Source organism: Pseudomonas sp. Con_6, assembly GCF_059379395.1.
In genome coordinates this window covers 3,874,707-3,899,637 of the sequence record NZ_CM182011.1, presented here as the reverse complement: position 1 = coordinate 3,899,637, position 24,931 = coordinate 3,874,707, and the positions used below count along the sequence as shown (strand labels likewise).

Here is a 24,931-nt window from a genome sequence, read left to right as displayed (position 1 = left end):
TCTACCTCCGTATTTCCTGACGGTAGTCATCCGCTGGACGGATGACAATGATCCTCATCAATACCTTGCGCGCTAACATTTTGTGTGCGCGCAATCATTTTGCTACTGTCCTGCCTGGACCTTAATGACCCCCAAGCGTGGCCGCAGGAGCACGACATGCAAGAAAAAAACAGCGATGGATTGCAATTCCTGTTCGAAAAGAACAGAGGTGTCGACAACCTGTATCTCTATAACAACAGCAAGTCGCCGTTCAAGCTCAAGCAGCTGCAGGTACGGACCAACGTTTTCGTCGGCATGGGCACGCCGCGCAACCTGACCGAGGACACGCGCCAGTGGTTCCTGGACGACAAGGCTTCGATCCTCCCCAAGGACGTCAGCAACGACAACAAGGTCGAATTCCTCCGCGGCCGGATCAAGGGCGGCTCCACTTCCTGTGCCGCTGCCTGGGAGAATCCGTCGGACGTCTACACGCTCTACAACGACTATTTCTGCGCCTGGGGCCGCCTGAGCCAAGGGCGCAGCAAGCGCGATGACAATGACGACCATTACCTGCTCACCTGGTTCTACGACGACGTGCTGGAGATCGGCCCCTACGAGCAGGTCGAACTGTCCTATGCCAACTCCTTCTTCGGGTTGCCCCTGAGCTCGCCGATCGCCGGCGTGCAGTGCCTGCCCAGGGTCTTCGTGCAAGCGGACCTCGACACCACCGGCTTGAAGGGCCTTAGCCTGGCCATGGCCAGGAACTACCCGCCGCCCCTGCGCGAACTCGACCTGGAACAACTGATCCTGAACAAGGGCAACGGCGAGATGAAGGTGCTGGACCGCAGCACGGCGGGCAAGGCCCGCTCGGCAGACCTGACCCGGCGCTTTGTCGGCTACTACGCCAACTACTTCATGTACCAGCGCGACTATTTTGTCAGCGACATCCCCGTCGACCATGTCAACTGCATCTCCTACGGCATGATGAGCGTGCAGGACGACGGCAGTCTGTGCAGCAGCGATGAATGGTCGGACAACTTCCAGATGGCCGCGCTGCAGTTCCTCAAGCAGCTCAACCCCAGCCTGCAGGTGTCGCTGATCGTTGGCGGCTGGCCGAAGAGCCCGCCGGTGCTGTTCGATACCGCCACCCGGTTCCCCACCGTGCCATCGCTCTGGGAGGGCAGTTTCAAGATCGTGCAGTTGCTGCAGGAGTACAAGTGGGAGGTCCATTACAACCCGCCCGCCGGCTCACCCGGCTACGGCACGATCAAGACGTTGCTGCTAGAGCAAGAGCCACAGCCCTACATCTACCGCTATCTCGGACGCGACCCGCACGGTGTACTCGACAAGGACGACCCCGTTCGCGGCCTCTTTACCTGGTTGCGCAACCATGGTGCGTCCTTGCAGGGCCGGATCATCGACCTCTCCGTGAACACCAGCAGTCCGGACACGCTGGATACCGACATGGAGCTGATGTCGCTGCTGGGCAAGGCCTTCGATGCCAAGCGCGACATTGCCCCGTTCGCCAACCGCTTCCGGCAGATCTCGCGTGATTGCGCGCAGCGCGAACGCTTGGCGCGATCGGCTGCCACCGCGATCGCTACCTTGGGTTTCGACGGCTTCGAAGTGGACTGGGAATACCCGAAGGTCGAGGATGCCAATGGCTACATCGACCTGCTGACGGACCTGCGCAAAGCCCTCGGTGACAAGCAACTGGCTGTCGCCGCGCCCGGTGGATCGGGCAACATCAGCCAGCTGAACGAGGACCAGTGGCGCAAGCTTGGCGAACTGGTCGATCACGTCAATGTGATGAGCTACGACTACCACGGCGGGTGGGACACGAACAAGGTGTCCTGGTTCAACGCGCCGCTGGACACGCCGGATTCGGCAGCGGGGCATGAGGTCGAGGCAAGGATCGAAAAGACCTTCTGCGTCAACGAGACGCTGCGGATATTCCTGGACCTGGTGGCGCGCAACTGCCTGACCCGGCGCCAGCTGACCCTGGGCCTGGCCGGTTATGGCCGTGCGGTGAACGTCCACGGTATCGATGACATCAACCAGGGCTTGCGCTGCCCCATCGTGGGCCGGGCCGAGCAGGGCGAGCCGCTGTATCACGAGATCGTCGCGATACGCGAGGCGGGCGGCTACCGCCCCGCCGAGGGCGACAAGCCCGCTATCGGCTGGCCCGGCATGAAGTTCGCCAGCGGCTTGGACCCGATCGCTCGCGCGCCCTATGCCTACAGTAGCCTCAGTGGTGTATCGCTGACCTACGACGATCCGCGCTCGCTGCGCGAGAAGGTCCGTCGCATGCTGGAGGGCAACCTGGGCGGTGTGATGATCTGGGACCTGTCCGGTGACTTGCCAGCGACGCACAAGGATTCGTTGATTGCTGCAATATCTGACGAACTGCGCCAGTGCCATCCGGCCGTCGCGCAGTTGCGCGAGGACGAGCAGGCCCCGTGGCTGGTTGCCGCGCGCGCGGACGAGCCGTTGCTGGCGCCGGTCCTCGCCAGCCAGGTGGTGGAGTACGCGGCGTCACCCGTCAACCAGGCGAAGGACCTGGGTGGTCAGCGGATCCTGGCCCTGGCCACCCTGCCGGGCGGCAGCATCGCGGCCATCGGTGCCACCGGCCTGAACCTGCTGGCCGTGCAGGACGAGGGTTTCGTCACTCAGCGCACCCTGGCCTTCGCCGAGGCACCAGGAGGGCGCTGCATGGCGCTGGCGTTGAGCGACGGCCGCCTGCTGGTGCGCCGTGGCGACGAGAGTCTGCTGGTCGTGCATCAGCAGGAGGGCCAGTGCCAGGTGGAGGCGGAGCTGGCCAGCGGCATCCAGTCCGTGGTCGGTGCCGGCCCGAACCGGGTGGCGGCGCTGCAGGGCCAGCGTCTGCTGGTCTGGCGTTTCGACGCCGCCGGCTTCGAGCAGATCCGGCGGATCGAGCATCCCGCGCAACTGCTCGCGCTGGCACCGCTGGCCGGCGGCCAGTTGCTGCTGGTCAGCAACGATGGCGAGGCGTTCCTTTGGCAGGAGGGCAGCGCCACCTTGCGTCCCTTGAAGCTGGCTGCGCCCCTTGCGCTACCGCGCCAGCTCCAGCTGTTGCCGGACGGGCGCCTGCTGGCCTGGCTGCAAAGCGGCTTGCTGCAACTCTGGCAGGTGCTGCGCGAGGACGGGCAGTTGCAGCGGCTGGAAGCGACAGCTCTGTCCTGGAGCGGTGGTTCCCGCGAGTGGCTGGACATGAAGGTCCTGCCCAGCGGCGGCTTTGCCTCTCTCGATCGCGAGCGGCTGATGCTGTGGCAGGCCAACCCGGCCACCCACAGCTATGAGGTGATCCAGCAGTTGCCCCTGCCACAAGCCACAGCCCTGGGACTGCTCAACGACGGCAGCCTGCTGGTGGCCCAGGGACAGCGCCTGCAACGCTTGGAGTTCCCAGGCTGGCCGCGGGTGCAGGCGGCGCGCTCCACGCCCTGGGAGGTCACCGACAAGGACGGTCTGACGGCGCTGCACTGGCTGGCCAAGGGCACCCATGTGGCCAGTCTGGAACAGATGCTCGCCAGCGGTGCACCGGTCGACCTGTGGCAACCCGGCAGCGACAAGACCGTGCTGGCCGAGGCCATGCGCGCCAAGCGGCCCGAGGCCACGGCAATGCTACTGAGCGCTGGTGCGCCGCTGTGGCAGAGCGAGCACGCCGTCAGTCACGGACAATTGTTCGATGCCGAGCTGTTCGCCGAGCTGCTGCCGGCTTCGTTGATCGCCGCGTTGCCGGCGGAAAACCGTATCGCCCGACTCAAGCCGGGCTTCGATCTGACGCAACTGCCGGGTGACTGGCACGACCTGCTGCTGGGTTACCCGATGCTGACCGGGCGCATGGCGATAGGGGTGTACCTGTTGGTGCCGGATCTGGCCAGGCAGTTGCAGAACCTGCTGTCGCACTTCGAAATCGACGATGACTGCCTGGCCGAGCTGCGCCAGGAATGTCCGCGAGCACTGGTGGCGATGGAGCCCCTGCAAGGGCGCAGCTTCGTTGACGACGCCAGCCTGTGCCAGGCCTTCGGCTCACTGGGCGAGACAGACCCCGCCGCGCTGGATGCAGTGCGTATCGCCAGCCGACGCGTCAGGTCGGACCTGGATGGAGAAGGACACTATGGCCAGGCCGTGTTCGAGAAGGGGGTCGAGGTGCTGCAAGGGATCCTCGACCAGGCGCTGCAACAGCCCTTGCTGGCACTGCAGCGCAAGCAACTGTTGGAGCAGTTCGCCGAGCTGGCGGCACCGCAGCCTGACGACCTGCTGCTCCTCAAAGCCGATCTGGTCCATGCAGACCTGCCCGCCGCCACCACCGACTTCCTGACCATCTACCCTCGCGCCGTTGCCCCGATGGCTGCGCAATTGAGGCTGTGGAGCCCGGCGCTGGCGGACCTGGTCAGCGCTTGTACGGCCGGAACGTCCCGGCAGGCGGACACCGATATTCCCGACGAAGCTGCCGACAGCGCCCATCGAGCCATACGGCAATTGTTGGTGGCTACCGTGCGTCCGGTCATGACGCAGACGCAGGCGGCCAACTTCCTGGCGCGCTACGCAGACGCCCCTTGGGCACCACGGCGGGACCCTCTGGGGCAGCCGCTGGCGTGGGTCAACTGGGCCTTCGATCCGCCCGCGAGCCGCGTGTTTACCGACCTCTCCGGACAGCCTGCCGAAACAGGCAGCGGTGGTGAGGCCAGGCAAATGCCAGTGCAAACGGCCAGTACCCGAGCCGCACAACAGACCACACCGGGCGCGAAGGCGCCGAGTCTGGACGACAAGCGCAGCTACATCGCCAAGATCAGGGCCAGCAGCGCGGCGATGGCGGACAAGTCCAAGGCCGGCAAGGACTCCTTCGCCGAGTACATGGAGGCGACCCGGGCCAAGATCGAGTCCGGACATCCGCTGAACGACAGGATCCGTTACGCGAAGCTCGAGATCGACGGCAACAGCCGCCAGCTCACCATCATGAAGGGTGAGATGGAAGCGTTTGACGAGCTCCGTTCGGACCAGGCCAGGTACGAGTACGTGGCGAAGAACCAGGGGGCGGTACCTGATCCGAACCTGTCTGAGGCGCAGAAGCGGAGTTATGTAGCGCAATGGACGAAAGAAACGACCGATAGCATTGACGCAAACGACAAGGCTATCGATCGACGCCGCAAGGACGTCAAGCGCATGCAGGAACAGCGTACCGCCGACGTCAACGCCGACCCGCGCATGCAAGCCCTGGCCAAGCGCAAGGCCTCGCTGAAGAAGCTCAATGGCGCCCTGGACAACACCCGTGAAGTACTCCAGGGCGTACAGGCACTGAGCAAGTTCACGCGCCTGCTGAACAGCAAGCTGTTCGGCGACAACGAGACCGTCAACAAGGTGCTGGACTACGTCGAGCTGAGCGTCAATATCGCCATTGTGGTCGTCGATACCGTCAAGTCGATCTCCAGCGCCCTGTCCACGGGCGGCGCGATGGGCGTATTTGGTGTGATCACATCGGTGGTGAACCTGACCATGACGCTGGTCGGTCTGTTCAATCCGCAGCCGGACCCGTATCTGGAAGCGGCCAAGGCCATTTCCGAACAGATCACCCAGGTGTACGAGGTGATGAACCAGCGTTTCGACCAAGTCATGGACCAGTTGCAGAGCATGTCGTGGCAGATGACTGTGTTCAGCCATCAGGTCGATGCGCGCTTCGATGGCATGCAGCGTCAGTTGGAAGACATGGCCGCGTCCCTGAACCGCCAACTCGAGCATCTCGACGCGGCGCTGGCCAGTGGTATGCGCATGACACGCCGGGAAATCCGCGAGTCCACCCAGCAGGTGCTGGCCAGCATCGTCTGGAGCCACGACGACCTGGTCAACCGCATGGACCTGGCCAACCTCGGCTTCAAGGCCGACCTGCAAGGTCTGAATGCGTTGATGAGCACGCAGTTGTTGGCCGATCTGGATGAGATCGACGTCACTATCGCCAACGCTGAGCGAGAGCGTGTCAAGGCCCCGACACTGGTGGCCCTGCAGGACGACCCAGCGCGCCTGCGGGACATGCGTGACCGCCTGGAAAGCGGTATCCGCAACAAGCTGCTGGCCGGCGGTGTCACCCGGCCGCTGGCCGACCTGTGTTTCTCCAGCTTCGACAACGGTGAAGTGATGAACGCGGCCCGGGTCATGGCTACCGACCATTTCGCCGAGTGCTTCGCCTTCTACTACGCCGCCCAGGACACCGACCACCAGGACCGCTCCAGCAAGGTGTGGAACTCGACGGCAGTGGCCTTCCCTCTGACTCGTCGTTTCCTCTATCTGCAGGGCTTGTACGCGGGCTGGCTGGACAATCCGCTGAGCGTGCTGGTGTCGGTGGCGGAACTGGTGGACACACCGGTGGCCAGCGCGCGGCAGTTCCTGGTTGGTTTGCAACAGGACAAGGCGTTCTTCTCCTGCCTGATCGACCACTACCTCGACGCTGCGCTGGCCTTGCTGCACGCCAGCCGCGAGGTGACGGTGCGTGAGTTCGGCCAGACCCTGCGCCTGCCGTCTCTGCAACTCACCGATACGGTGGCCTTGCTGCCACTGATGTTCGACCGTTTCCCGCGCCTGGCCTTGACCGAGCTCGCGCTGGACACGCTGGAGACCGATCAGCCGCAACGTCGCGACCAGGACATCGCTACCTTGCAGGCTTGGTTCGATGCGCCTGCGGGCAACTGGCGTCTGCAGAAACTCTGCCGTGCGCTGGCCTTGGGCCATGCCTTGAATGTCTGTGAGCTGCGCCTGTCGGGGGGGGACACGACGCGTATGCTGGTCATGCGCTACGGCGGTGACGAGGTGCCTCTCGTGTCGATGAGCGTGCAGGACGAGCGGGTGCTGTCTGTAACCTCGTTGCAACGCGACAACGGCCTGTTCGTGAGCCTCAGCGAGGACTGCCGGCAGGTCCAGCAGCAGTGGATCGCCGCTTACAACCGGCGTATCCCGCTGGATTGCGCGGCCGAACTGAAAGCGTTGGATAGCGCGGTTTCGCAGTTGGCGCTATTTCTTGGCCTGGCAGGGGCCAGTGCGCAGCAGATCGAGCAGGTGCTGGGGCTGTGCTGGAACAGTCACGGGGTGGCAGCTTATCTCTCGGCCCAGGCTGGCCTGACGGCGCTGGGCAATGACCAGGCCTCACCGCCGTTCGCGCTGCTTGCCGGCTATACCGGCCAGTTGGCGCAGCAGGCTGATGAGCGGGTTGCGGTCATCCTGTCGTCACTGGCTGCCAACCCGTCCCACGACGAAGAACTGCCCAGCCTGCGCGACTCGCTGCTGGCGCAACTGGACCTGTTGGATCAACAGGCCCGGGACTTGCGTAGCGAACTGGCCGGCGACGACCTGACAGCATTGCTGCGGGCCAAGGGGGGCGGCGAGGAGGAGGGCTTGTTGCATCTGACCGCCGAGTGCCTGCATGACGGCTTCAGTGTCGAGATGACTGCCAGTATCGTGTTGCGCCAGGGTTGCCGGCTGACCCTGGCGGGCAGTGGTCGCTTCGACCTGACCTGGACTGACGGGGCAGGGAACGCGACGGTGCGGCCGGTTGATCTTGATGCTGGCGGGATCGTGCAGCTTGAACTGGCCGGGGCGACCGGGAAGGAGCAACTGGCGAGCCTGGGCTTCAGTGCTTCGCAAGAGGCTGGGGATGTGTGGCTGGAAGGGCTATGGGTCAAGCAGGCTGAGGCCCTGTCAGCCTGATCGACCGGCGACGCGGAGCGTGGGAGCGGGTGAGCCCGTTCCCACGCTCCGCGTCATGCTTCGGGCCGTGGCCTTACGGCTGCGGCTGCAACAACGGATCCTCCGGATTGATCGCCCGCAGCGCCTCGATCAGCGTTGCGGCCTTGTCCCTCTCGCCGGCCTGGCGCAGATACTGCACCAGTGCCAGGCGCACATCACGGGCGTACGGGTGCTGTTCCAGGCTTTGCGCCAACTGCTCCAGCGCTGCGCCCGGTTGCTGCTGGCCATGCAGCGCCACCGCCAGCACATAGCCAAAACCGATGTTGTCCGGCTCCAGTCTTACGGCTTCCCGCAGTGCCTGCAGCGCGGCCTCCGGTTGCCCGGCGCGGACCAGCGCCAGGCCCTTGGTGTGGTACAGCAAGCCGGAATCGGGATGCGCCCGCAAACCATCCTCCAGCACAGCCCGGGCTTCATCCGCACGACCCTGCGCGTCGAGCCACTGCACCAGTGCCACCCGCGCCGGGATGAAGTCGCCGTCCCGCTGCAGGGCGATCCGCAGTGCCGGCTCAACCTTGTCCGGGCGTGCGGTGGCGCGGTACAGCATGGCCAGGTTGACGTTGGCTTCGGCGCGGTCGAGCTGGCTGGACTGGACCTGCTCGTATTCGTCGAGTGCCTTGTCGAACGCTGCACCAAGCCCGCCACCACGGGCCGGCAACAGGGCATAGGCGGCGCTGATGCGTACGCCGCGTACCGGGTCGTCGAGCAGCGGTGTCAGAGGCTGTATCCGCTGTCCGGCAGGGAGCAGGGCGGACAGGGCTTCGATCGCGGCGATCCGCACTTCCGGTGCGCTGTTGCGCAATTCGCCGGTAGTCAGATCGAGGGCGCGACGGCTTGGGTAGTTGGGTAATTCGGCGAGCAGGGTGGCGCGACGCACGGCAGGCAGGTCACTGTGGCGCAGTTGCTCGAACAGCCCTTCGGCCGCGCCGGGCTTGCCGCTACGCAGCGCGTCCAGGCTTCGCGCATATTGCTGGGTCGGGCTGTCGTGCTCGCCGTACCAGAGGCGGAACTGTTCGGCGACCTTCTGTCCCGGGGTGGCCGCATGGCAGCTCAGGCAGGCGTCCCGCGTCCCCAGTTGTAGCGCCTGGGCTGGTGCCGGAATAGTGAAACCGTGGTCATGCCGCCAGTCGTTGACCATGTAGAACTTGCCCGGCATATGGCAGTCGACGCAGTGCGACCCGGGCTGGCCGACCACATGCTTGTGGTGTTCCGGCGACTGGTAGTCGCGGGCCTTGAGACCGTTGCCGTCGACCCCGGCGACGCTGGTCTTGCCTGCGGGATTATGGCATTGCAGACAGACACCGTTGCCTTCGGCCCGCAGCGTGGTGCTGTGCGGTTCATGGCAATTGCTGCAGCGCACGCCCTTGGCGAACATTTTGCTCTGGCTGAAGGCGCCGTATTCGAAGACCTCGTCCTTGATCTTGCCATCCAGTTCATAGAGTTCGCGGGTCAGGCGGCTGGGCAGGAAGTCGTCCAGCAGGCGTCGGGTATGCTCGAAGCCATCGTCCAAGGGGGCGCGGCGGGCGTGGCAGCGGGCGCAGGTCTCGACTTCCTTGAGATTGTCGCCGCCGCGCAGGCTCTGCTGGAAACCCGCGTGGTCCTGCCGGGTTTTCCCGGCGGTCCAGGCCAGATGCCCCGAGGCCGGGCCATGGCAGGCCTGGCAACCGACGCCGAGGCTTTGCCAACGGCTATCGAAGCGGTTGTCGGCGGCGCTGAAATTGCGCTTGAAACCCGTGGTATGGCACTCGACGCACATGAAGTTGGCGTTCTGCGGCGGCTTGCTCCAGTGCAGCGGGTTCTTGAAGTCCACGCCCTGGCCGGGGTACAGGTGGAACCAGCGTTTTTCCTGGGTATCCCAGGCTACGCCGAGGGCTTGCAGATGGCCGTCGCCGGTGTCGATCAGGTACTGCTGCAACGGCTCGATGCCGAAGGCGTAGCGCACCGGGAAGTCGCGGGCCTGGCCGTCGATGCCGGGGGTATTGACCCAGAAACCGCCGTCACGGCGGAAGAAACGGGTGGTCTCGCGGTCGCTGCTGAAGCGGGCGTCGTTGAAGTCGCCGAGCACGCTGGTCTCGTTCGCGTCCTGCATTGCCAGTTGGTGGTGCGAGCCTTGCCAGTGTTCGACCTGCTGGCGGTGGCAGGCCTGGCATGGGGCTTCATCCACCCATTGGGCAGCGGGAGGGAGCGGGGCCTGGTCGATAGCGAGGCAGGTGCCCAGGTTGACCAGCAACACCAAGCTTGCCAACACTTGACGGACAAGGCTTCGGCGGTGCAGGGCGGGTACGGCATCACGGGATTTCGGCATCGGACTGTCTGTGTCTTTCTTTTTGTAGGGCGCTGCGGCGGTCCGGTTTCATCCGCCGCGGGGACCGTGATGATACGGATTCACTGCGCCCTCACCAATCACCGCCCGCAACCACCGATGCCCCGGATCCCGATGCACCCGCTCCGGCCATAGCATCAGCATCTCGAACGCCCGCACTGCCAGCGGCGCCTCCACCACCTTCAGCCGCGTATCCCCAACCAGCAGCCGCTCCGGCACCATCGCCACCAGGTCGGAGTGGGCCAGCACCGAGGCGAGCAGCATGAAATGCGGCACCGACAGCACCACCTGCCGGCTCAACCCGCGTTCTGCCAGGGCGGTATCGGTCGGCCCGTGGAAACCGCCGCCATCCGGCGAGACGATCACCTGCTCCAGGGCACAGAACTGCTTCAGCGTAGGCTTGCGCCGCAGACCGGGATGATCCACCCGACCCACCAGCACATAACGCTCGACGAACAATGAACGCTGGCGCAGTTCTGCCGGTGCTTGCTCGGCAATGTGGAAGGCCATGTCGATCTCGCCCAGCTCGGCCTGGCGCACCAGTGCCGAGGGTTGCAGCTCGAGCACCGCCAGCCGCGTTGCCGGCGCCGCAGCGCGAATCCTGGCCAGCGCCGGCAGGAGAATGGTCGAGGCCCCGTAATCGGTGGCCGCCACGCGCCAGGTCTGGCTGGCAACCGCCGGGTCAAAGGCCTGGGCTGGAGCGATCGCCAAGTGCAAGGCTGCGAGCGCCTGACGCAAGGGTGCCCGTAACGCTTCGGCCCGTGCCGTGGGCCGCATGCCCCGCGGGCCGGGAAGCAGTAGCGGGTCGTCCAGCAGGTCGCGCAGCCGCGCCAGTTGCACGCTGACCGTCGGCTGCGCCAGGTGCAGGCGCTGTGCCGCGCGAGTCACGTTGAGCTCGGTGAGCAGGGCGTCGAGGGTGACCAGCAGATTGAGGTCGAGACGCCGCAAGGAATCATGCATGGCAATACCTGGGATATTTGATATTCATTTCAACTATACCTAGGCGACGCCCATCATGCGTGGCATATCCCGAACCACGGAGCACCACCATGAATGTGTTGATCGTCTACGCCCATCCCGAACCCCGTTCCCTCAATGGCTCGCTCAAGGACCATGCGGTCGCCCACCTGCAGCGCCAGGGCCATGCCGTGCAGGTCTCGGACCTGTATGCGATGGGCTTCAATCCGCTGGTCACACCCGCTGACAACATGCAGGGCCAGCCGGATGTGCGCTTCCGCGTTTCCGAGGATTCGCGCCAGGCTTACGCCGATGGCACCCAGAGTGCCGACATCGCCCTGGAGCAGGACAAGCTGCGTTGGGCCGACGCCGTGATCCTGCAGTTCCCGCTGTGGTGGTTCGGCCTGCCGGCGATCCTCAAGGGCTGGGTCGAGCGGGTCTACGCTTATGGCTTCGCCTACGGTGTTGGCGAACACTCCGACCAGCACTGGGGCGACCGCTATGGTGAGGGCAACATGAGTGGCAAACGCGCGATGCTGATGGTCACCACCGGTGGCTGGGCCTCGCACTACGAACCCCGGGGCATCAACGGTCCGATGGACGCGATCCTGTTCCCGATCCAGCACGGCATCCTGTTCTACCCGGGGTTCGAGGTGCTGCCGCCGTTCGTGCTGCATCGCACCGGGCGTATCGACGAGGCGGCTTTCGCGGCCGCCTGCACAGAACTGGAGCAGCGCCTGGATGGCTTGTGGAGCGATGTGCCGATCCCGTATCGGCGGCAGAACGGCGGTGACTACGTGATCCCGCAACTGACCCTGCGACCTGATCTGGCGCCGGGAGAGGAGGGTCTGGCGATGCACTTGCAACGGGATTGAGGTGGTCAAAGGGGACGGAATTTCTCAAGGTGGCAGCAGTCTCTTTCTGCATCCGTTTCGTCGGGTATCGTTTTCCTCACCACCCCAGTCCGTCCCCCGAGGTCCGCCATGAACCCAGAGCCCCCTGCGCCCGCCAGCGATCACGCCAGGCCATCCGATCCCGACGGAGTCCTGGAGCGCTTGCAACTGGCGCTGGATTCCGGGGCCATCAGCGGCACCTGGGTCTGGGATATCCCCAACAACAGCGTCACCGCCGACCAGCGTTTTTCCAGGGCGTTCGGCCTGCCGCTGGAGCGCTGCCAGACCGGCATCCCCATCGAGGAAGCCTTCACCTCGATTCACCCGGAAGATCTCGAACGGGTTGCTGCCGATATCCAGCGGACCTTGGTGACGGGTGGGGCGTTTCGCTGCGAATACCGGGTACGCCAGGCCGACGGCTGCTATCGCTGGGTCGAAGCCAGCGGCCATGCCGAGTTGAATGCCGAAGGAAAGGCGGTGCGTTTCCCCGGCGTATTGGTGGATATCGAATCGCGCCGTGCCGCAGAGGCGGAGCGGGACCGTATTTCCGCCTTGCTGCGCACCTTCGCCGAAGCGGTTCCCGGCGTGGTCTATGCCAAGGACCTCGACGGTCGCATGCTGGTGGCCAACCACGGAACCACCCAGCTCATCGGCAAGCCGCCTTCGTTCTACCTCGGCAAGACCGACCTTGAGTTCCTGGAGGACAAGGATCAGGCACGTCAGGTCATGGCCACCGACCGGCGCATCATGCACGGCGGCAAGGCCGAGCAGATCGAGGAGCGGGTCGACATGTCCGACGGCACAGCGACCTTCTGGCTGTCGGTCAAGGCGCCGCTGCTGGACGACGCGGGCAACGTCATCGGGTTGATCGGCTCGTCCATCGATGTCACTGCCAAGAAGGCCGCCGAGCAGGCCCTGCTAGACCTCAACCGGACACTGGAGGCGCGCATCGGTGAAGCCGTCGCCGAAAGCGAGGCAGCCCACGCGGCCCTGCGCCAGGCCCAGAAGATGGAAGCGGTGGGGCAACTGACCGGAGGCATCGCCCATGACTTCAACAATCTGCTGGCCGGTATCACCGGCAGCCTGGACCTGATCAAGCTGCGCCTGAGCCAGGGCCGCACGGCCGACCTGGAGCGCTACGTGGCGGTGGCCCACGGCGCTGCACAACGGGCCGCCGCTCTGACCCATCGGTTGCTGGCGTTTTCCCGGCAACAGACGCTGTTGCCGGTGCCGACCGATATCAACGCCCTGGTCAGCGGCATGGAAGAGCTGATCCAGCGCACCGTGGGACCGACCATCGAGGTTGCGGTGGCCCTGGAGGCGAACCGCTCCACCTGCCTGGTGGACCCCGCGCAGGTGGAAAATGCGTTGCTGAACCTGTGCATCAACGCCAGGGATGCGTTGAGGGGAGGTGGCCATCTGCGTATTCGCACCTTTGAGCAGCAACTGTCGGGGGGCCAGGACCTTGCGCCAGGGGAGTACCTGACGGTGTGCGTCGAAGACGATGGTACCGGGATGAGTCCGGAGGTGCTGGCCAGGGCCTTTGAGCCGTTCTTCACCACCAAGCCCGTGGGCGCCGGTTCCGGGCTCGGGCTGTCGATGATCTATGGCTTTGCCAGGCAGTCAGGTGGGCAGGTCAGGATAGAGTCCAGCGTGGACGAGGGCTCGCGGGTGTTCCTGCTCCTGCCGCTGCGGGACCTGCCGATACCAGCGCTCGGAGAGGTCGCGAGCAGCCCCCTGACGCCGACCGGCAACCCCGGCGCCACGATCCTGGTGGTGGAAGACGAGGCATCGGTGCGCGCCTTCGTCAGCGAAACCCTGGCGAGCCATGGTTATGCGGTCATCGAGGCGGCCGACAGCAAGGCCGGCCTGCGCCTGCTGCGCTCGGACATCCCGATCGACGCCCTGGTGACCGACATTGGCTTGCCCGGCGGGATGGATGGCCATCGCATGGTCCTGGAGAGTCGTGCGGCGCGTCCGCATCTGCCGGTGTTGTTCATGACCGGCTACGCGCATCCGGAGGTTCTCGACCATTCCCCGCTGGACCCGCCCGGAATGGTCTTGACCAAGCCGTTTGCCCTGGATGCCCTGCTCGGCACAGTGGATGGGTTGTTGAAGAAAACCAGCAGGGGCTGACGCTTCATTTTCAATACATTCTAGACGTTATAATGTATCTTTTTGCATCCTCTCAAGGCGACGAATCCGCAACTGACGGTCATGTTCCTTGGAACCAAGGTGTACGAAGGTATGGACAGACGTAGCTTGTTGAAATTTCTCCTCGCCGGCCTGGCATTGCCGATTCCGCTGGTGGCCCAGGCGTCTCAAGTGGTGCGGCGAATAAGTGTGGTCAGGGCGGGCGAGGCGACCCGCCTGGTCCTTGAGGTCAACGGACCGGTGGTTGCCAACAGCTTTTCCCTGGACTCCCCGCCACGCTTGGTGCTGGATCTGCACCAGGCGGTGCTCGAAGCCCCGCTGGGCAACCTGGCCCTGGACGGCACGCCGGTGCAGGCGATCCGCAGCGGCACGACGCCAGCGGGTGACCTGCGTCTGGTCCTGGATCTGCGCCAGGCCGATGTGCGTGGCGAACTCCGCCCCATGGGCGCCAAGGATCGCCGGTTGGAACTGGTGCTGCTGGGCGCTGCGGGCAAGATCGCCCAGCGTCCTTCGGTAAAAAGCGGCCGCGACCTGCTGGTGGTGATCGACGCCGGCCATGGCGGCAAGGATCCGGGCGCCGTGGGTGCCAAGGGCGAGCAGGAAAAGCTCGTGGCCCTGCAGATCGCCGCACTGCTGGCCAAACACATCGATGCGCAGAAGGGCTACAAGGCCCGGCTGACCCGCTCCGGCGATATCTTCATCCCCTTGCGCAAACGCGCCGAACTGGCCCAGCGCCTGAACGCCGATCTGTTTATCTCCGTGCACGCCGATGCGGCCCCCCGGTTGACTGCCTCGGGCGCATCGGTGTTCGCACTGTCCCAGGGCGGCGCCAGTTCCTCGATGGCGCGCTGGATGGCGGAGCGGGAAAACGGTGCCGACGCGGTAGGCGGCGGACTTTCAGTCAAGCTGCGACGGGACGATCCTATGGTGGCCGGGGTCCTGCTCGATATGTCGATGAATGCGACCATCTCCACCAGCCTGAATCTTGGGCACCAGGTGCTTTCGCAACTGGGCGGGGTGTCCGGCCTGCATCAATCCAGAGTGGAGCAGGCCGGGTTCGCGGTACTCAAGTCCGCCGCCGTGCCGTCGATCCTGGTGGAAACCGGCTTCATCTCCAACGCGGGAGACTGTCGGCGCCTGCATGACGCGCGTCACCAGCGCAAGGTCGCCGAGGCAATCTTCGCCGGTATCGACGGATACTTCCGGCAGCAGCCACCTGCGGGCAGTCTGCTTATGGCGCTGACAGAAGAAAGCCAAGCGTGAAGTTGCAGGTTGGCACCGAACTTCCGCGCCTGCTCAAGGCTCGGGGGGAAGGGAAAGCGTCGCGGCACACTGCTCCAGGACGGTACACAGGCCATCGACGATGACCTGATGGTCCTGCCGATCCGGCAACCCGGAAACCGTCACGCTGCCGATCACCCCAGCGCCGCGCACGATGAGCGGGAAGCTTCCGCCGACACAGGCGTAGTCTGCCGTGGGGACGTCATCGCGACTGCCCTCCGGCCTGAACTGATGGGCGACCCGGTACGAGCTGCACAGGAAGCGCCGCACGGTGTTGTGCTTGCGTCGCACCCACTCATGGTTGTCGGCGCTGGTCCCTGGCCGGGCGGCCTGGAACAGCGGGCGGCTCGATGGTCGAGCGGGGTCTGCGACGTACCTTGATGTCGGGGTTCCACGGCCTGTTCTGCGTCGGCAACATCGTCAGTGCCTTGCTGGTGTCGGGCTTGCTCGGTGTTGGCCTGTCACCGTTTGCCGCCGTCGCGGTACTGGCCGTCGTTGCGCTGTTGCTGTTGTCGACCCTGGGCCGCTGGATGCTGCGCTATGGCGAGGGCGCGGGCTCGCCGATGTTCACCCGGCCAAGCCGCTTCGTCTTGCTGCTAGGAGTGCTGTGCCTGATTGCCTTTCTCGTCGAAGGCGCGATGCTCGACTGGAGCGCGGTGTTCATGACCACCGTGCGTGGCGTGGACATCAGTCAGGCCGGCCTCGGCTACGCGTTGTTCTCGGTGACGATGGCTATCGGCAGGCTGTCCGGTGACTGGCTGGTGCCACGTCTTGGCGAGCGCCGGGTGTTGAGGGGCGGAAGTGTGCTGGCCATGGGCGGCATGCTGCTGTCGGTGCTGGTCGACAGCACCCTGGCGACGCTTGCGGGCTTCATCCTGGTGGGGGCCGGCATTGCCAACCTGGTCCCGGTCTACTGTTCGGCGGCCGGCCGACAGGGGGCGATGCCGGTGGCGCTGGCCTTGTCCACGGTGAATGCCATCGGCTACCTGGGCATCCTCATGGGGCCGGCGGTCATCGGCTTCGTGGCACACCTTTGGTCGTTGAGCACCGCCTTGCTGCTGAGTGGGGGACTGCTGGTCGTTGTCCTGCTGAGTGTGACGGCCGTGGCTCGCCGGGGTTGATTTCCGCTGATTTCCATGGCCTTCGCTGGACGATACCAGGCCAGGCTGACAGAAACGCATCGCCAAGGCGCTCCCGCGGGGTCATCTGCCGGAGCGGGTGTTGGCGGCGGAGAGTGTCTGATTACCGTGCATGTAGCTCAAGGTCATCCGGCTTAGCGCCCGAATCCCCACCGCCAGGGCCTGGTCATCCACCTGGAACCCCGGCGAATGGGTCGGCCATAGCGGCTTGTCGGCCAGCGCCGGCGGGGTCACGCCCATACGCATGAACACCCCGGGAATCTGCCGCGCATACTCGGCGAAGTCGTCCGCCCCATAGGTGCCGGCGTCGATTTTCACCGGCGTGGTCGACACCTGCTCCAGCACCGGCAGCAGGCTGTCCACCAGCGCCGTGTCGTTATGCCCGGCCCGGTAGTTGCCCGGCAGGTACTCCATCTCGGCACTGGCACCCGAGGCCTCGGCGATCTTCTCCGCAGTCCGACGCATGCGTTGCAGCACATCCTCGCGCTGCTCGTCGCTGACCGTCCTGATCGAGCCTTCCAGGCGCACCTCGGCGGGGATGATGTTGTGCCGGTCGCCGGCCTCGATACGCCCCACGGAAATCACCGGCGCCGGCAGCACGCTCAGGTTGGACTGGCGACTGGGAATGGTCTGCCAGGCCAGGATCGTCTGCGCCGCCACCGGCACCGGGTCGATGCCGGTCCAGGGAAACGCGGCGTGGGTCTGCCGGCCCTTGATCCGGGCGACGAAGGTATCGGCCGCCGCCGTGGTGCGGGTACGGCTGAGGGTGAAGGTACCGGACGTCCCGGCTGTGACATGCAGGCCGAAGATCACCGCTGGCGCCGGATTCTCCAGCACGCCTTGCTCGATCATCAGCTTCGCGCCGCCAGCCTCGCCCAGGGGCGGACCTTCCTCGGCGGGCTGAAAGATCAGCTTGAGCGTGCCCGGCAGCTCGGCACGCCGCGCCGCCAGCACCTCGGCGACGCCCAGGGCCATGGCCATATGGGCGTCGTGACCGCAGGCATGCATGACCCCGACGTCCTTGCCGCGGGTACGGAAGTCGCCGCCTTCGTCCCGTGCGCGCACCGTCGAGGCATAGGGCAGACCGGTTTGCTCGGTGAGCGGCAGGGCGTCCAGTTCGGCGCGGATCGCCACCACCGGCCCGGGCTTGCCGCCGCGCAGAATACCGACCACTCCGGTATGGGCGATGCCGGTCTGCACCTCCAGCCCCAGCTCGCGCAGGCGCTGGGCGATGCGCGCGGCGGTCTGCTGCTCGCGGTTGCCCAGCTCTGGGTGCTGGTGGATGGCGTGGCGCAACTCGATCACTCCGGGCAATGCCCTGGCGATCCGTGCATCCAGCTCGCCCCATTCATCGGCATGAACCATGCCGGACAACAGCAGCAGGGCGGCACCCAGCCCGCGCGATGGCCACATAGGAATCTCCAGGCTCAATAGGTGAAGGCGATCGGCGGATAGTTGCCGTTCACCAGGTAGTCGCCGATGGCCTTGTACTTGTAGGCCACGGCATCGTGGGTGGTGTGGGTGCGGGCGTTGCGCCAGTGGCGGTCGAAGTTGTAGCGCGACTGGGTGGTGGCTGCGCCGCCGACTTCGTACAGGCGCTCGCAGACATGCAGGGCGGCCCGGGTCGAGGCGATCTTGGCCTCGGCCACGACAATGGAGGTGCGGGCGAGCAAGGCGTCCAGCGCTTCACCGTCGAGGCTGCCCTGCAATTGCGTGCGTGCGGCCAGGTCGACGCTCAGCGCGGCCTTTTCCACCAGCGCCTCGGCCCCATGGATCGCCGCCGACAGGTCGCCCACGGTATGCAGGATGTACGGATCGTTGCGCGCCTGGTCGACGCCGCTTTCCCGTACCGGCCGGGCCCCGGTGCGCGACCACTGCACTGCGTCGTCCAGCGCCGCCAGGCCGATGCCGATGTCGATAGCGCAGTGGATCAACTGCGCGCTGGCACCGATGTAGTTGCGTCGCTGGTACCACTGGGCGAGGGGAATTACCTGCTCGGGCAGCACCGGCACGTTCTCCAGCAAGGTGGTGCCGCTGGCCGTGACCCGCTGGCCCATGCCGTCCCAGTCGTCCAGCAGGGTGATGCCGGGGGTAGCGGCGGGGAGCATGACGTACACCGCGTTGCCGGCCTCGTCCACCGCCTGGATCTTCAGCAGGTCGGCGAACAGGCAGCCGGTGCTGTAGAACTTGCTGCCGTTGAGCACCAGGCGGTCGCCGTCGCGTTCCAGGCGGGTATGGATCTCGCCACGGAACTTGCCGCTGCGCTCGGCAATCGCGCCGGAGGAGAGCTGGCGTTCGGCAAAGGCGCCAAGATAGCGGCGCTGCTGTTCTTCGTTGGCGATCAGGCGCAGGTGTTCCACCGTGGCGAAGTGGGGAAACAACGCCTGGGCCACGCTGGGGTCGGCCTTGGCCAAGGTGATGAAGATCCGTGCCACGTCGAGCTGGCTGACGTCGCCGCCGCCCAGTTCGACGGGCACCCGGGCGGCGCCCAGGCCGGATTCGCGGATCAGGTCCAGTTGCTCATGGGGCAGGATGCGCCGGGCATCGCGTTCGGCGGCGCCGGGTTGGATGTGGGTGGCCAGTTCATTGGCCAGTGCCAGGTAATCGGTCATGGGCATGTCTCGAAAAAGGGATCAGGGTTCATCGCGCAAGGCCTGGCGCGGAACGCCGAGCAGAAGGATCAGGGTGCCGCTGGCGACGAGGCCGGCGACGATGTACAGGGCCAGGCTGATATCGCCCGTGTTGGTCTTGATGCTGCCGATCATGATCGGCGTCAGCAGGCTGCTGATCTGTCCGCAGCAGTTGACCAGCGCCAGGCCGGCGGCCCGGGCGCGGTCGGACAGGTAGTAGGTGGGAATGGTCCAGAACACCGCGGTGGCCACCAGGTAGCCGCTGGTCATCAGGGTCAGCAGGGCGATGGCCGACCAGGGCCCGGCGATCAGCTTCGGCAGCAGGATCATGGCCAGCGCCGCCGTCAGCCCGCCCAGGGCGAAATGCCAACGGCGCTCCTGGTGCAGGTCGGAATGACGGCAGGCCCACAGCATCACCCCGACCCCGACCACATAGGGCAGGGCCGAGAGGAGGCCGAGCTGGCCGAGGTTGCTCACCCCGGCGTCGCGAATGATCGACGGCGCCCAGATATTGGTGACGTTGCCGGTGCACATGATGGTCAGGCAGTAGGCCAGGGTGATGAACCACACCTTGCGGTCGCCCAGCGCCTCGATGAAGCGCTGGTGCCCGCCGGGCTTGCGCTTGCGGCGTTCCTCGGCCAGGGCCGTGTCGATCGCTCGCTTTTCCCCGTCCGTCAGCCAGCGCGCGTTGACCGGCTTGTCATCCAGCCAGTACCAGGCGAACAGCCCGGCCAGCACCGGCGGAATCCCGGTGACCACGAATAGCCATTGCCAGCCGCTGAAGCCGCCAAGACCGGCGAAGTGGCCCATGATCCAGGTCGACAAGGGCCCGCCGACGATGCCGCAGACCGCAATGGCCATGATGAAGCGCGAGGTGATCCGCGCCCGGTAGCGGGCCGGGAACCAGTAGGTCAGGTACAGGATCACCCCGGGGAAGAAACCGGCCTCGGCGGCGCCCAGCAGCACCCGCAGCACGTAGAACTGCGCGGGCGTCTGGGCGAACGCGGTGGCGATGGTCACCAGGCCCCAGAGGATCATGATGCGGGTCATGGTCTTCTTCGCGCCGAACTTCTCCAGCAGCAGGTTGCTGGGGATCTCGAACAGCAGGTAGCCGATGGAGAACACGCCGACGATGATGCCGAAGGTGGCATCGCTGATGTTCAGGTCGGCCTTGAACTGCAGGTGGGCGAAGCTGATGTTGACCCGGTCCAGCCAGTTCAGCACGAAGCACAGGAACAGGAACGGCATGATCCGCCAGGCCAGCTTGCGGTACAGGCGCGGGTCGAAGGCGTCGGCGTCCACCGCAGGCGCGGTGGAGGCAGTGGAGGACAGGGTCGTTGTCATGGCTTACCAGCTCACCTCGACCTTGCCGAAGAAGTACGCGCCTTCCAGGCCGTACGGCGAGTACCAGCTGTAGGTCGGGTTATCGGTGGGGAAGAAGTAGTAGCGCTTGGCTTCGGCGTTGAGCTGCTGCGGCCGGCGGTCGAAGATGTTTTCGCCGCCGACGGTCACTTTCACCGCATCGCTGAGCCAGTAGCCCAGGCTCAGGTCGGTGATGAACGCCGGGCGGATTTCCTCGTCGCGGCTGGCGGCGATCTGGTTGCGTCCGGTGACCTTGGAGTAGCGCGTGCCTTTCAGGGTCAGGTCGAAGTCGCCCAGTTGCCAGGCGGCGGTGAGCGAGGTGACATTCTTCGGATAGGCCGTGGTCAGGTTGCCCTGGCGATCGCGGCCGACGGCGCTGACGCCGGTGCCGGCGAGGGCGTCGGGTTCCTTGATCTTCTCGATGGTCTGCAGGCTCTGGTTGCTCAGCAGGGTCCACTTGGTCTTGCCGTATGCGCCGAGGTCGTAGCGATAGTCGGCAACCAGGTCGATACCGCGGGTGCGGGTGTCGGCCAGGTTGCCGAAGTAGGAGACGATCTGGTTCGGGTCCAGGCCGTTGGCGGCGAGAACGTTCGATACGGCAGTGCCTTGCAGGTTGCTGGTCTGCAGGATGCGGTCCTTGATGTCGATCTGGTACAGGTCGACGGTGATGTCCAGGTTCTCGGTCGGCGTGGCGACGAAACCGAGGCTGTAATTCATGGATTTTTCCGGCTTCAGGTCCTTGGCGCCCAGGGCGCGGCCGGCGGCATCGTCCACGGTCACGTAGCGGGTGGTGGCCTGCTCCAGCACGCCGGTCAGCGGGCTGGTGCGCCAGGCGGTGAGCGACGACGAGTAGTACTGCTGCTGCAGCGACGGCGCGCGGAAGCCGTTGCTGATGGTGCCGCGCACGGCGAACTGCGGGGTGAAGGCATAGCGGGTGGAGAACTTGCCGCTGCCGGTGTCGCCGAAGTCGCTGTAGTGCTCGAAGCGCCCGGCCAGGCTGACGTCCCACTGCTCGGTGAGGCTCTGGCTGAGGTCGATGTAGCCGGCGGTATTGGTCCGCGAATAGTTGTGCGCGTCTGTCGGGGTGAAGCCCACCAGGCCCGGTGCGCCAGGGTTAGGGCGCTGGCCGGCAAGGGGATGGCCGGTCGGGAAAACATAACCGCCGTCGGCATAGGAGGCGTACTCGCCGGCCTCGATCTCGAAACCGTCACGACGGAATTCCAGGCCGGTGGAAACGTTCAGCGGCTTGGCGAACAGGCCGGTGTCGAAGGCCCTGGTCAGGTCGAGGTTGTTGGTCCACTGACTGGCGATCAGATGGCCGCCGTCCATGTCGCGCGGGCTGTCCGGGCCGAGGGATGGGTTCAGCGATTTCTCGTTGCGGGTGTTGGCGTCGTTGCGCCCGTAGCTGCTGCTCAGGTCCAGCTTCCAGCCCAGCACATCTTCGTTGCGCAGGCCGACCACGGCCTGGAAGTCGTCTTCCTCGACCACGAAGCGCGGCGAGAAACCGTCCGGGTACACCGAAACGATGTTTTGCGGCGAGTTGGCGGTGCGGTAAGTGCCCCAACTGGTGGAGTTGCGATGGCTGAGGGTAGAGAAGGAATACAGGCTGACCTGCTCGTTCAGCGGCAGTTCGGCGTTGTAGCCGAAGTTGTAGGTCTGCGAGCGGGGTTGGCCAAGTTGCTGGCGGTAGCGGCTCTCGCTGGTTTCACGCGGGTCGGCGGCGCCATTGACCGGGAAGTAGATGCGTGTGCGATCGGGCACCGCGCCCGCGACGTTGGAGCTTTCCTGGATGCCGATATCGGCGCTGAGGCTGAAGAAGCCGTCGTTGGGCAGTTCGAAGCCCTGGTTGATCTGGCCCTGGCCACGGGCACCGAAGTTGCCTTTGCCGCCGATGCGGTTCTCGTACTGGCCGTACAGCGCGCTGGCGCTGCCGCCGGAGCTGTTGTTCTTGAGGATGATGTTGATCACCCCGGCGATGGCGTCGGAGCCGTACTGCGCCGCCGCGCCGTCACGCAGGACCTCGATATGGTCCACGGCGCTGACCGGGATCAGGTCGAGGTCGGCCGGCGACTGGCCACTGGACGTGGCGGCGGTCTGCACGAAGATCAGCGAGGTGTTGTGCCGGCGCTTGCCGTTGACCAGCACCAATACATGGTTGCCGCCCAGACCACGCAGGGTTGCGGACTTCACCGACAGCCCGGTGCCGCCGGTAAAGCCGGCGGCATTGGTGTAGGACGGCACGCTGGCGGCGAGGGCGTCGCGCAGGTTCTGCTTGCCCGAGCGCGCCAGGTCTTCACCGCTGATGACGTCGATCGGCGCCAGGCTCTTGGCCACGGTGCGGCCGCTGTCGCGGGCGCCGGTGACCACCACGGTCTGCAGGGCGGTGTCGGTGCTGCTGGTGTCGGCGGCGCTGACCAGCGGGGTAACGCAGAGCCCGAGGATGCCTGCGGTGAGCAGGTTGAGCCTGGGCTGGAAAATCGTGGGGCGAGACATGGTGAGGCTCCGGAATCGGGGGCCGCTATCCATTCCTGGTGGTGGGTGTTCCTGACAGTACTGGCGAGGCTGGGTGTTGGGCTTGTCGTTCTGGTTATCGGTACAGCATGACGTCCTGTCGGGCCTGGTCGACCAGCGCCATGTGCTCCTTGAGACGCTGCTTGCGCGTGGCCAGCAGCAGGGTCTTGCTCCAGGCCATGGCCTTGGCCGAGTAGCCGGCCAGTTGCGCCGCCAGTTCGATGGCGGCGGCGTGCGGGTCCTGCGCGATGCGGTTGATCAGCCCCAGGGCCAGGGCCTCTTCGGCATCGAAGCTGCGGGCGCTGAGCATGATGTCCAGCGCCGCCGCTTCGCCGATCAGGCTGGGCAGGGTGATTGCGCTGAAGCCGGAGAGCATGCCGTGGCGCACTTCTGGAAAGCTGAAGCGGGTATCCGGACGGGCGATGCGGAAATCGCAGTGGATCGCCAGGCTGATGCCCAGGCCCAGGGTGTGGCCGTGCAAGGCGGCGACCACCGGCTTGTCCAGGTCCAGGCCGACATCCGGCAAGGCACGGGCGAGCAGGGCGCTGGTCACGGCTTCGCCGGTGGCCTGGATCTCCTTGAGGTCGGAGCCGGCGCAGAAGGCCTTGTCACCGGCGCCGCGCAGGACGATGGCACGGGCTTGCCGGTCCTCGGCAGCACGGGCCCAGGCTTCGGCCAGCTCGCGCTTGGCCTGGCCATCCAGGGCATTCAGGCGCTCGGGGCGGTTCAGGGTGATCTGCACCACGCCCTCGCCAAGGGATTGATAGTCGACGGTCATGACTGGTTTTCGCTGCGTGTGAAAGAAAGACGCTTTGCCTCTTGCGGCGTGGCGTCGAAGTGGGGAAAACTTAATGTATGTTCATAATGCAGACAACATGTTTGTTATACGAACATGTTTTGTGTTCCTCATAAATGGTTATAAAAAATGAAAGCGATAGTACTGAAGGCCTTCGGCGGACCGGAGCAATTGCAGCTGGAAGAGGTGCCCACGCCGCAGGCCGGGCCGGGTGAAGTGCTGGTGCGCGTGCATGCGGCCGGGGTTTGCCATCACGATCTGCTGCACCGTGCCGGGCAGTTGCCGGGGGCCCATACCGGTGTGGTGCTGGGGCATGAGGTGGCCGGGGAAGTGGTCGAGGTCGGCGCTGGCGTGTTGCAGTTGAAGGTCGGGGCGCGGGTGGTGGTCTACCAGCGGCGCTTCTGCGGCCAGTGCCGTGACTGCCTGCGCGGGCGCCAGGACCTGTGCCGGGCGCTGGGGCTGCCGTCGGTGGATACCGAGGGGGCCTACGCCGAGTACCTGCGGATTCCGGCGATTTCCGCCGTCGAGTTGCCTGAAGGATTGGACTACGCCCTGGCGGCGCTGGCGTCCTGCCCGATCGCCACCAGCGTGCGCGCGCTGTATGGCGAAGCCGGCTTGCAGCCGGGGGAGACGGTGCTGGTCAATGGCGCCAGCGGCGGGCTGGGGGCGCACCAGATCCAGTTGGCACGGGCGCTGGGGGCGCGAGTGATTGCTGTCACCGGCAGTGCGTCGAAGCGGGATTTCCTGCATGAACTGGGCGCCCATGAGGTGGTGGTGGCTGCCGGTGGATACAGCGCCGAGGTGTGGAAGCTTACCGGCAAGCGTGGCGTCGACGTGGCGATGGAGAACCTTGGGCACACCCTTGAAGACTCTCTGCGCAGCATGACCCTGGGCGGCCGGGTGGTGGTGCTGGGCAATGTCGAGCCGGGCGCGGTGCCGGTGAATCCGGGGCTGCTGATTGGCCGGCGCCTGAAGCTGCAAGGCTCGGGCAGCGCGACGCTGGAGCAATTGCGCACGGCGCTGGCGCTGATCCACGGTGGACAGGTCAGGCCCTTGATCGACCGGGTGCTGCCGTTCCCGCAGGCGGCCGAGGCCCATGTGTTGCTGGAGTCGCGGCAGGTCAGCGGGCGTATCGTCCTGAGCGGGTGGTGAGC

The 24,931-nt window shown here is 65.6% G+C and carries 14 protein-coding genes; 6 read left to right on the top strand and 8 right to left on the bottom strand.

All coding sequences use genetic code 11. The features are described from left to right. Positions 1–156 precede the first annotated feature (156 nt). Positions 157–7,695, top strand: coding sequence for a glycosyl hydrolase family 18 protein (locus AC5QPF_RS17315; protein ID WP_494959056.1), 7,539 nt, complete (start codon positions 157–159; stop codon positions 7,693–7,695). 73 nt (positions 7,696–7,768) lie between these two features. Here AC5QPF_RS17315 and AC5QPF_RS17310 read toward each other — a convergent pair whose 3' ends face one another. Continuing rightward, positions 7,769–10,036: a tetratricopeptide repeat protein gene (locus AC5QPF_RS17310; RefSeq protein WP_494959055.1), complete on the bottom strand. Its 2,268-nt coding sequence runs from the start codon at positions 10,034–10,036 to the stop codon at positions 7,769–7,771. A gap of 48 nt (positions 10,037–10,084) precedes the next feature. Then, on the bottom strand, positions 10,085–11,014 hold the full coding sequence (locus AC5QPF_RS17305) for a LysR substrate-binding domain-containing protein (protein WP_494959054.1): 930 nt from the start codon (positions 11,012–11,014) through the stop codon (positions 10,085–10,087). Positions 11,015–11,103: 89 nt separating this feature from the next. Here AC5QPF_RS17305 and AC5QPF_RS17300 point away from each other — a divergent pair, with 89 nt between their 5' ends. From AC5QPF_RS17300 to AC5QPF_RS17290, 3 genes are all read left to right on the top strand, one after another. After that, positions 11,104–11,886 carry an NAD(P)H-dependent oxidoreductase gene (locus AC5QPF_RS17300; RefSeq protein ID WP_494959053.1) on the top strand — a complete coding sequence of 261 codons (783 nt, stop codon included), beginning with the start codon at positions 11,104–11,106 and terminating at the stop codon, positions 11,884–11,886. Positions 11,887–11,994: 108 nt separating this feature from the next. Continuing rightward, positions 11,995–14,040, top strand: coding sequence for a PAS domain-containing protein (locus AC5QPF_RS17295; RefSeq protein WP_494959052.1), 2,046 nt, complete (start codon positions 11,995–11,997; stop codon positions 14,038–14,040). A gap of 111 nt (positions 14,041–14,151) precedes the next feature. After that, on the top strand, positions 14,152–15,321 hold the full coding sequence (locus tag AC5QPF_RS17290) for an N-acetylmuramoyl-L-alanine amidase (protein WP_494959051.1): 1,170 nt from the start codon (positions 14,152–14,154) through the stop codon (positions 15,319–15,321). 33 nt (positions 15,322–15,354) lie between these two features. On the opposite strand, the gene AC5QPF_RS17285 is transcribed toward AC5QPF_RS17290, so the two are convergent. Continuing rightward, complete coding sequence (locus tag AC5QPF_RS17285) at positions 15,355–15,678, bottom strand: heme-binding protein (RefSeq protein WP_494964195.1); 324 nt, start codon at positions 15,676–15,678, stop codon at positions 15,355–15,357. 11 nt (positions 15,679–15,689) lie between these two features. On the opposite strand from AC5QPF_RS17285, the gene AC5QPF_RS17280 reads away from it, so the two are divergent. Further along, positions 15,690–16,460, top strand: coding sequence for an MFS transporter (locus tag AC5QPF_RS17280; RefSeq protein ID WP_494959050.1), 771 nt, complete (start codon positions 15,690–15,692; stop codon positions 16,458–16,460). Positions 16,461–16,541: 81 nt separating this feature from the next. On the opposite strand, the gene AC5QPF_RS17275 is transcribed toward AC5QPF_RS17280, so the two are convergent. From AC5QPF_RS17275 to AC5QPF_RS17255, 5 genes are all read right to left on the bottom strand, one after another. Further along, on the bottom strand, positions 16,542–17,891 hold the full coding sequence (locus tag AC5QPF_RS17275; protein ID WP_494959049.1) for an amidohydrolase: 1,350 nt from the start codon (positions 17,889–17,891) through the stop codon (positions 16,542–16,544). A gap of 14 nt (positions 17,892–17,905) precedes the next feature. Next, positions 17,906–19,090, bottom strand: a complete 1,185-nt coding sequence (locus AC5QPF_RS17270; RefSeq protein WP_494959048.1) for an acyl-CoA dehydrogenase family protein — start codon at positions 19,088–19,090, stop codon at positions 17,906–17,908. Between the two features lie 21 nt (positions 19,091–19,111). Further along, entirely contained in the window at positions 19,112–20,452 is a 1,341-nt protein-coding gene (locus AC5QPF_RS17265; protein WP_494959047.1) for an MFS transporter, read from the bottom strand. A gap of 3 nt (positions 20,453–20,455) precedes the next feature. Beyond that, positions 20,456–22,963, bottom strand: a complete 2,508-nt coding sequence (locus AC5QPF_RS17260) for a TonB-dependent receptor domain-containing protein (RefSeq protein WP_494959046.1) — start codon at positions 22,961–22,963, stop codon at positions 20,456–20,458. A gap of 94 nt (positions 22,964–23,057) precedes the next feature. Beyond that, a complete protein-coding gene (locus AC5QPF_RS17255; protein ID WP_494959045.1) occupies positions 23,058–23,759 on the bottom strand; it encodes an enoyl-CoA hydratase-related protein in 702 nt (233 codons plus the stop codon). Positions 23,760–23,906: 147 nt separating this feature from the next. On the opposite strand from AC5QPF_RS17255, the gene AC5QPF_RS17250 reads away from it, so the two are divergent. Next, on the top strand, positions 23,907–24,929 hold the full coding sequence (locus AC5QPF_RS17250; RefSeq protein WP_494959044.1) for an alcohol dehydrogenase catalytic domain-containing protein: 1,023 nt from the start codon (positions 23,907–23,909) through the stop codon (positions 24,927–24,929). Positions 24,930–24,931 lie beyond the last annotated feature (2 nt).

What these genes read in the sequence shown, in the direction of transcription:
- AC5QPF_RS17315 (WP_494959056.1), top strand. Translation starts at nt 157, where the DNA reads ATGCAAGAAAAAAACAGCGATGGATTGCAATTCCTGTTCGAAAAGAAC.
- AC5QPF_RS17310 (WP_494959055.1), bottom strand. Translation starts at nt 10,036, where the DNA reads ATGCCGAAATCCCGTGATGCCGTACCCGCCCTGCACCGCCGAAGCCTT.
- AC5QPF_RS17305 (WP_494959054.1), bottom strand. Translation starts at nt 11,014, where the DNA reads ATGCATGATTCCTTGCGGCGTCTCGACCTCAATCTGCTGGTCACCCTC.
- AC5QPF_RS17300 (WP_494959053.1), top strand. Translation starts at nt 11,104, where the DNA reads ATGAATGTGTTGATCGTCTACGCCCATCCCGAACCCCGTTCCCTCAAT.
- AC5QPF_RS17295 (WP_494959052.1), top strand. Translation starts at nt 11,995, where the DNA reads ATGAACCCAGAGCCCCCTGCGCCCGCCAGCGATCACGCCAGGCCATCC.
- AC5QPF_RS17290 (WP_494959051.1), top strand. Translation starts at nt 14,152, where the DNA reads ATGGACAGACGTAGCTTGTTGAAATTTCTCCTCGCCGGCCTGGCATTG.
- AC5QPF_RS17280 (WP_494959050.1), top strand. Translation starts at nt 15,690, where the DNA reads ATGGTCGAGCGGGGTCTGCGACGTACCTTGATGTCGGGGTTCCACGGC.
- AC5QPF_RS17275 (WP_494959049.1), bottom strand. Translation starts at nt 17,891, where the DNA reads ATGTGGCCATCGCGCGGGCTGGGTGCCGCCCTGCTGCTGTTGTCCGGC.
- AC5QPF_RS17270 (WP_494959048.1), bottom strand. Translation starts at nt 19,090, where the DNA reads ATGACCGATTACCTGGCACTGGCCAATGAACTGGCCACCCACATCCAA.
- AC5QPF_RS17265 (WP_494959047.1), bottom strand. Translation starts at nt 20,452, where the DNA reads ATGACAACGACCCTGTCCTCCACTGCCTCCACCGCGCCTGCGGTGGAC.
- AC5QPF_RS17260 (WP_494959046.1), bottom strand. Translation starts at nt 22,963, where the DNA reads ATGTCTCGCCCCACGATTTTCCAGCCCAGGCTCAACCTGCTCACCGCA.
- AC5QPF_RS17255 (WP_494959045.1), bottom strand. Translation starts at nt 23,759, where the DNA reads ATGACCGTCGACTATCAATCCCTTGGCGAGGGCGTGGTGCAGATCACC.
- AC5QPF_RS17250 (WP_494959044.1), top strand. Translation starts at nt 23,907, where the DNA reads ATGAAAGCGATAGTACTGAAGGCCTTCGGCGGACCGGAGCAATTGCAG.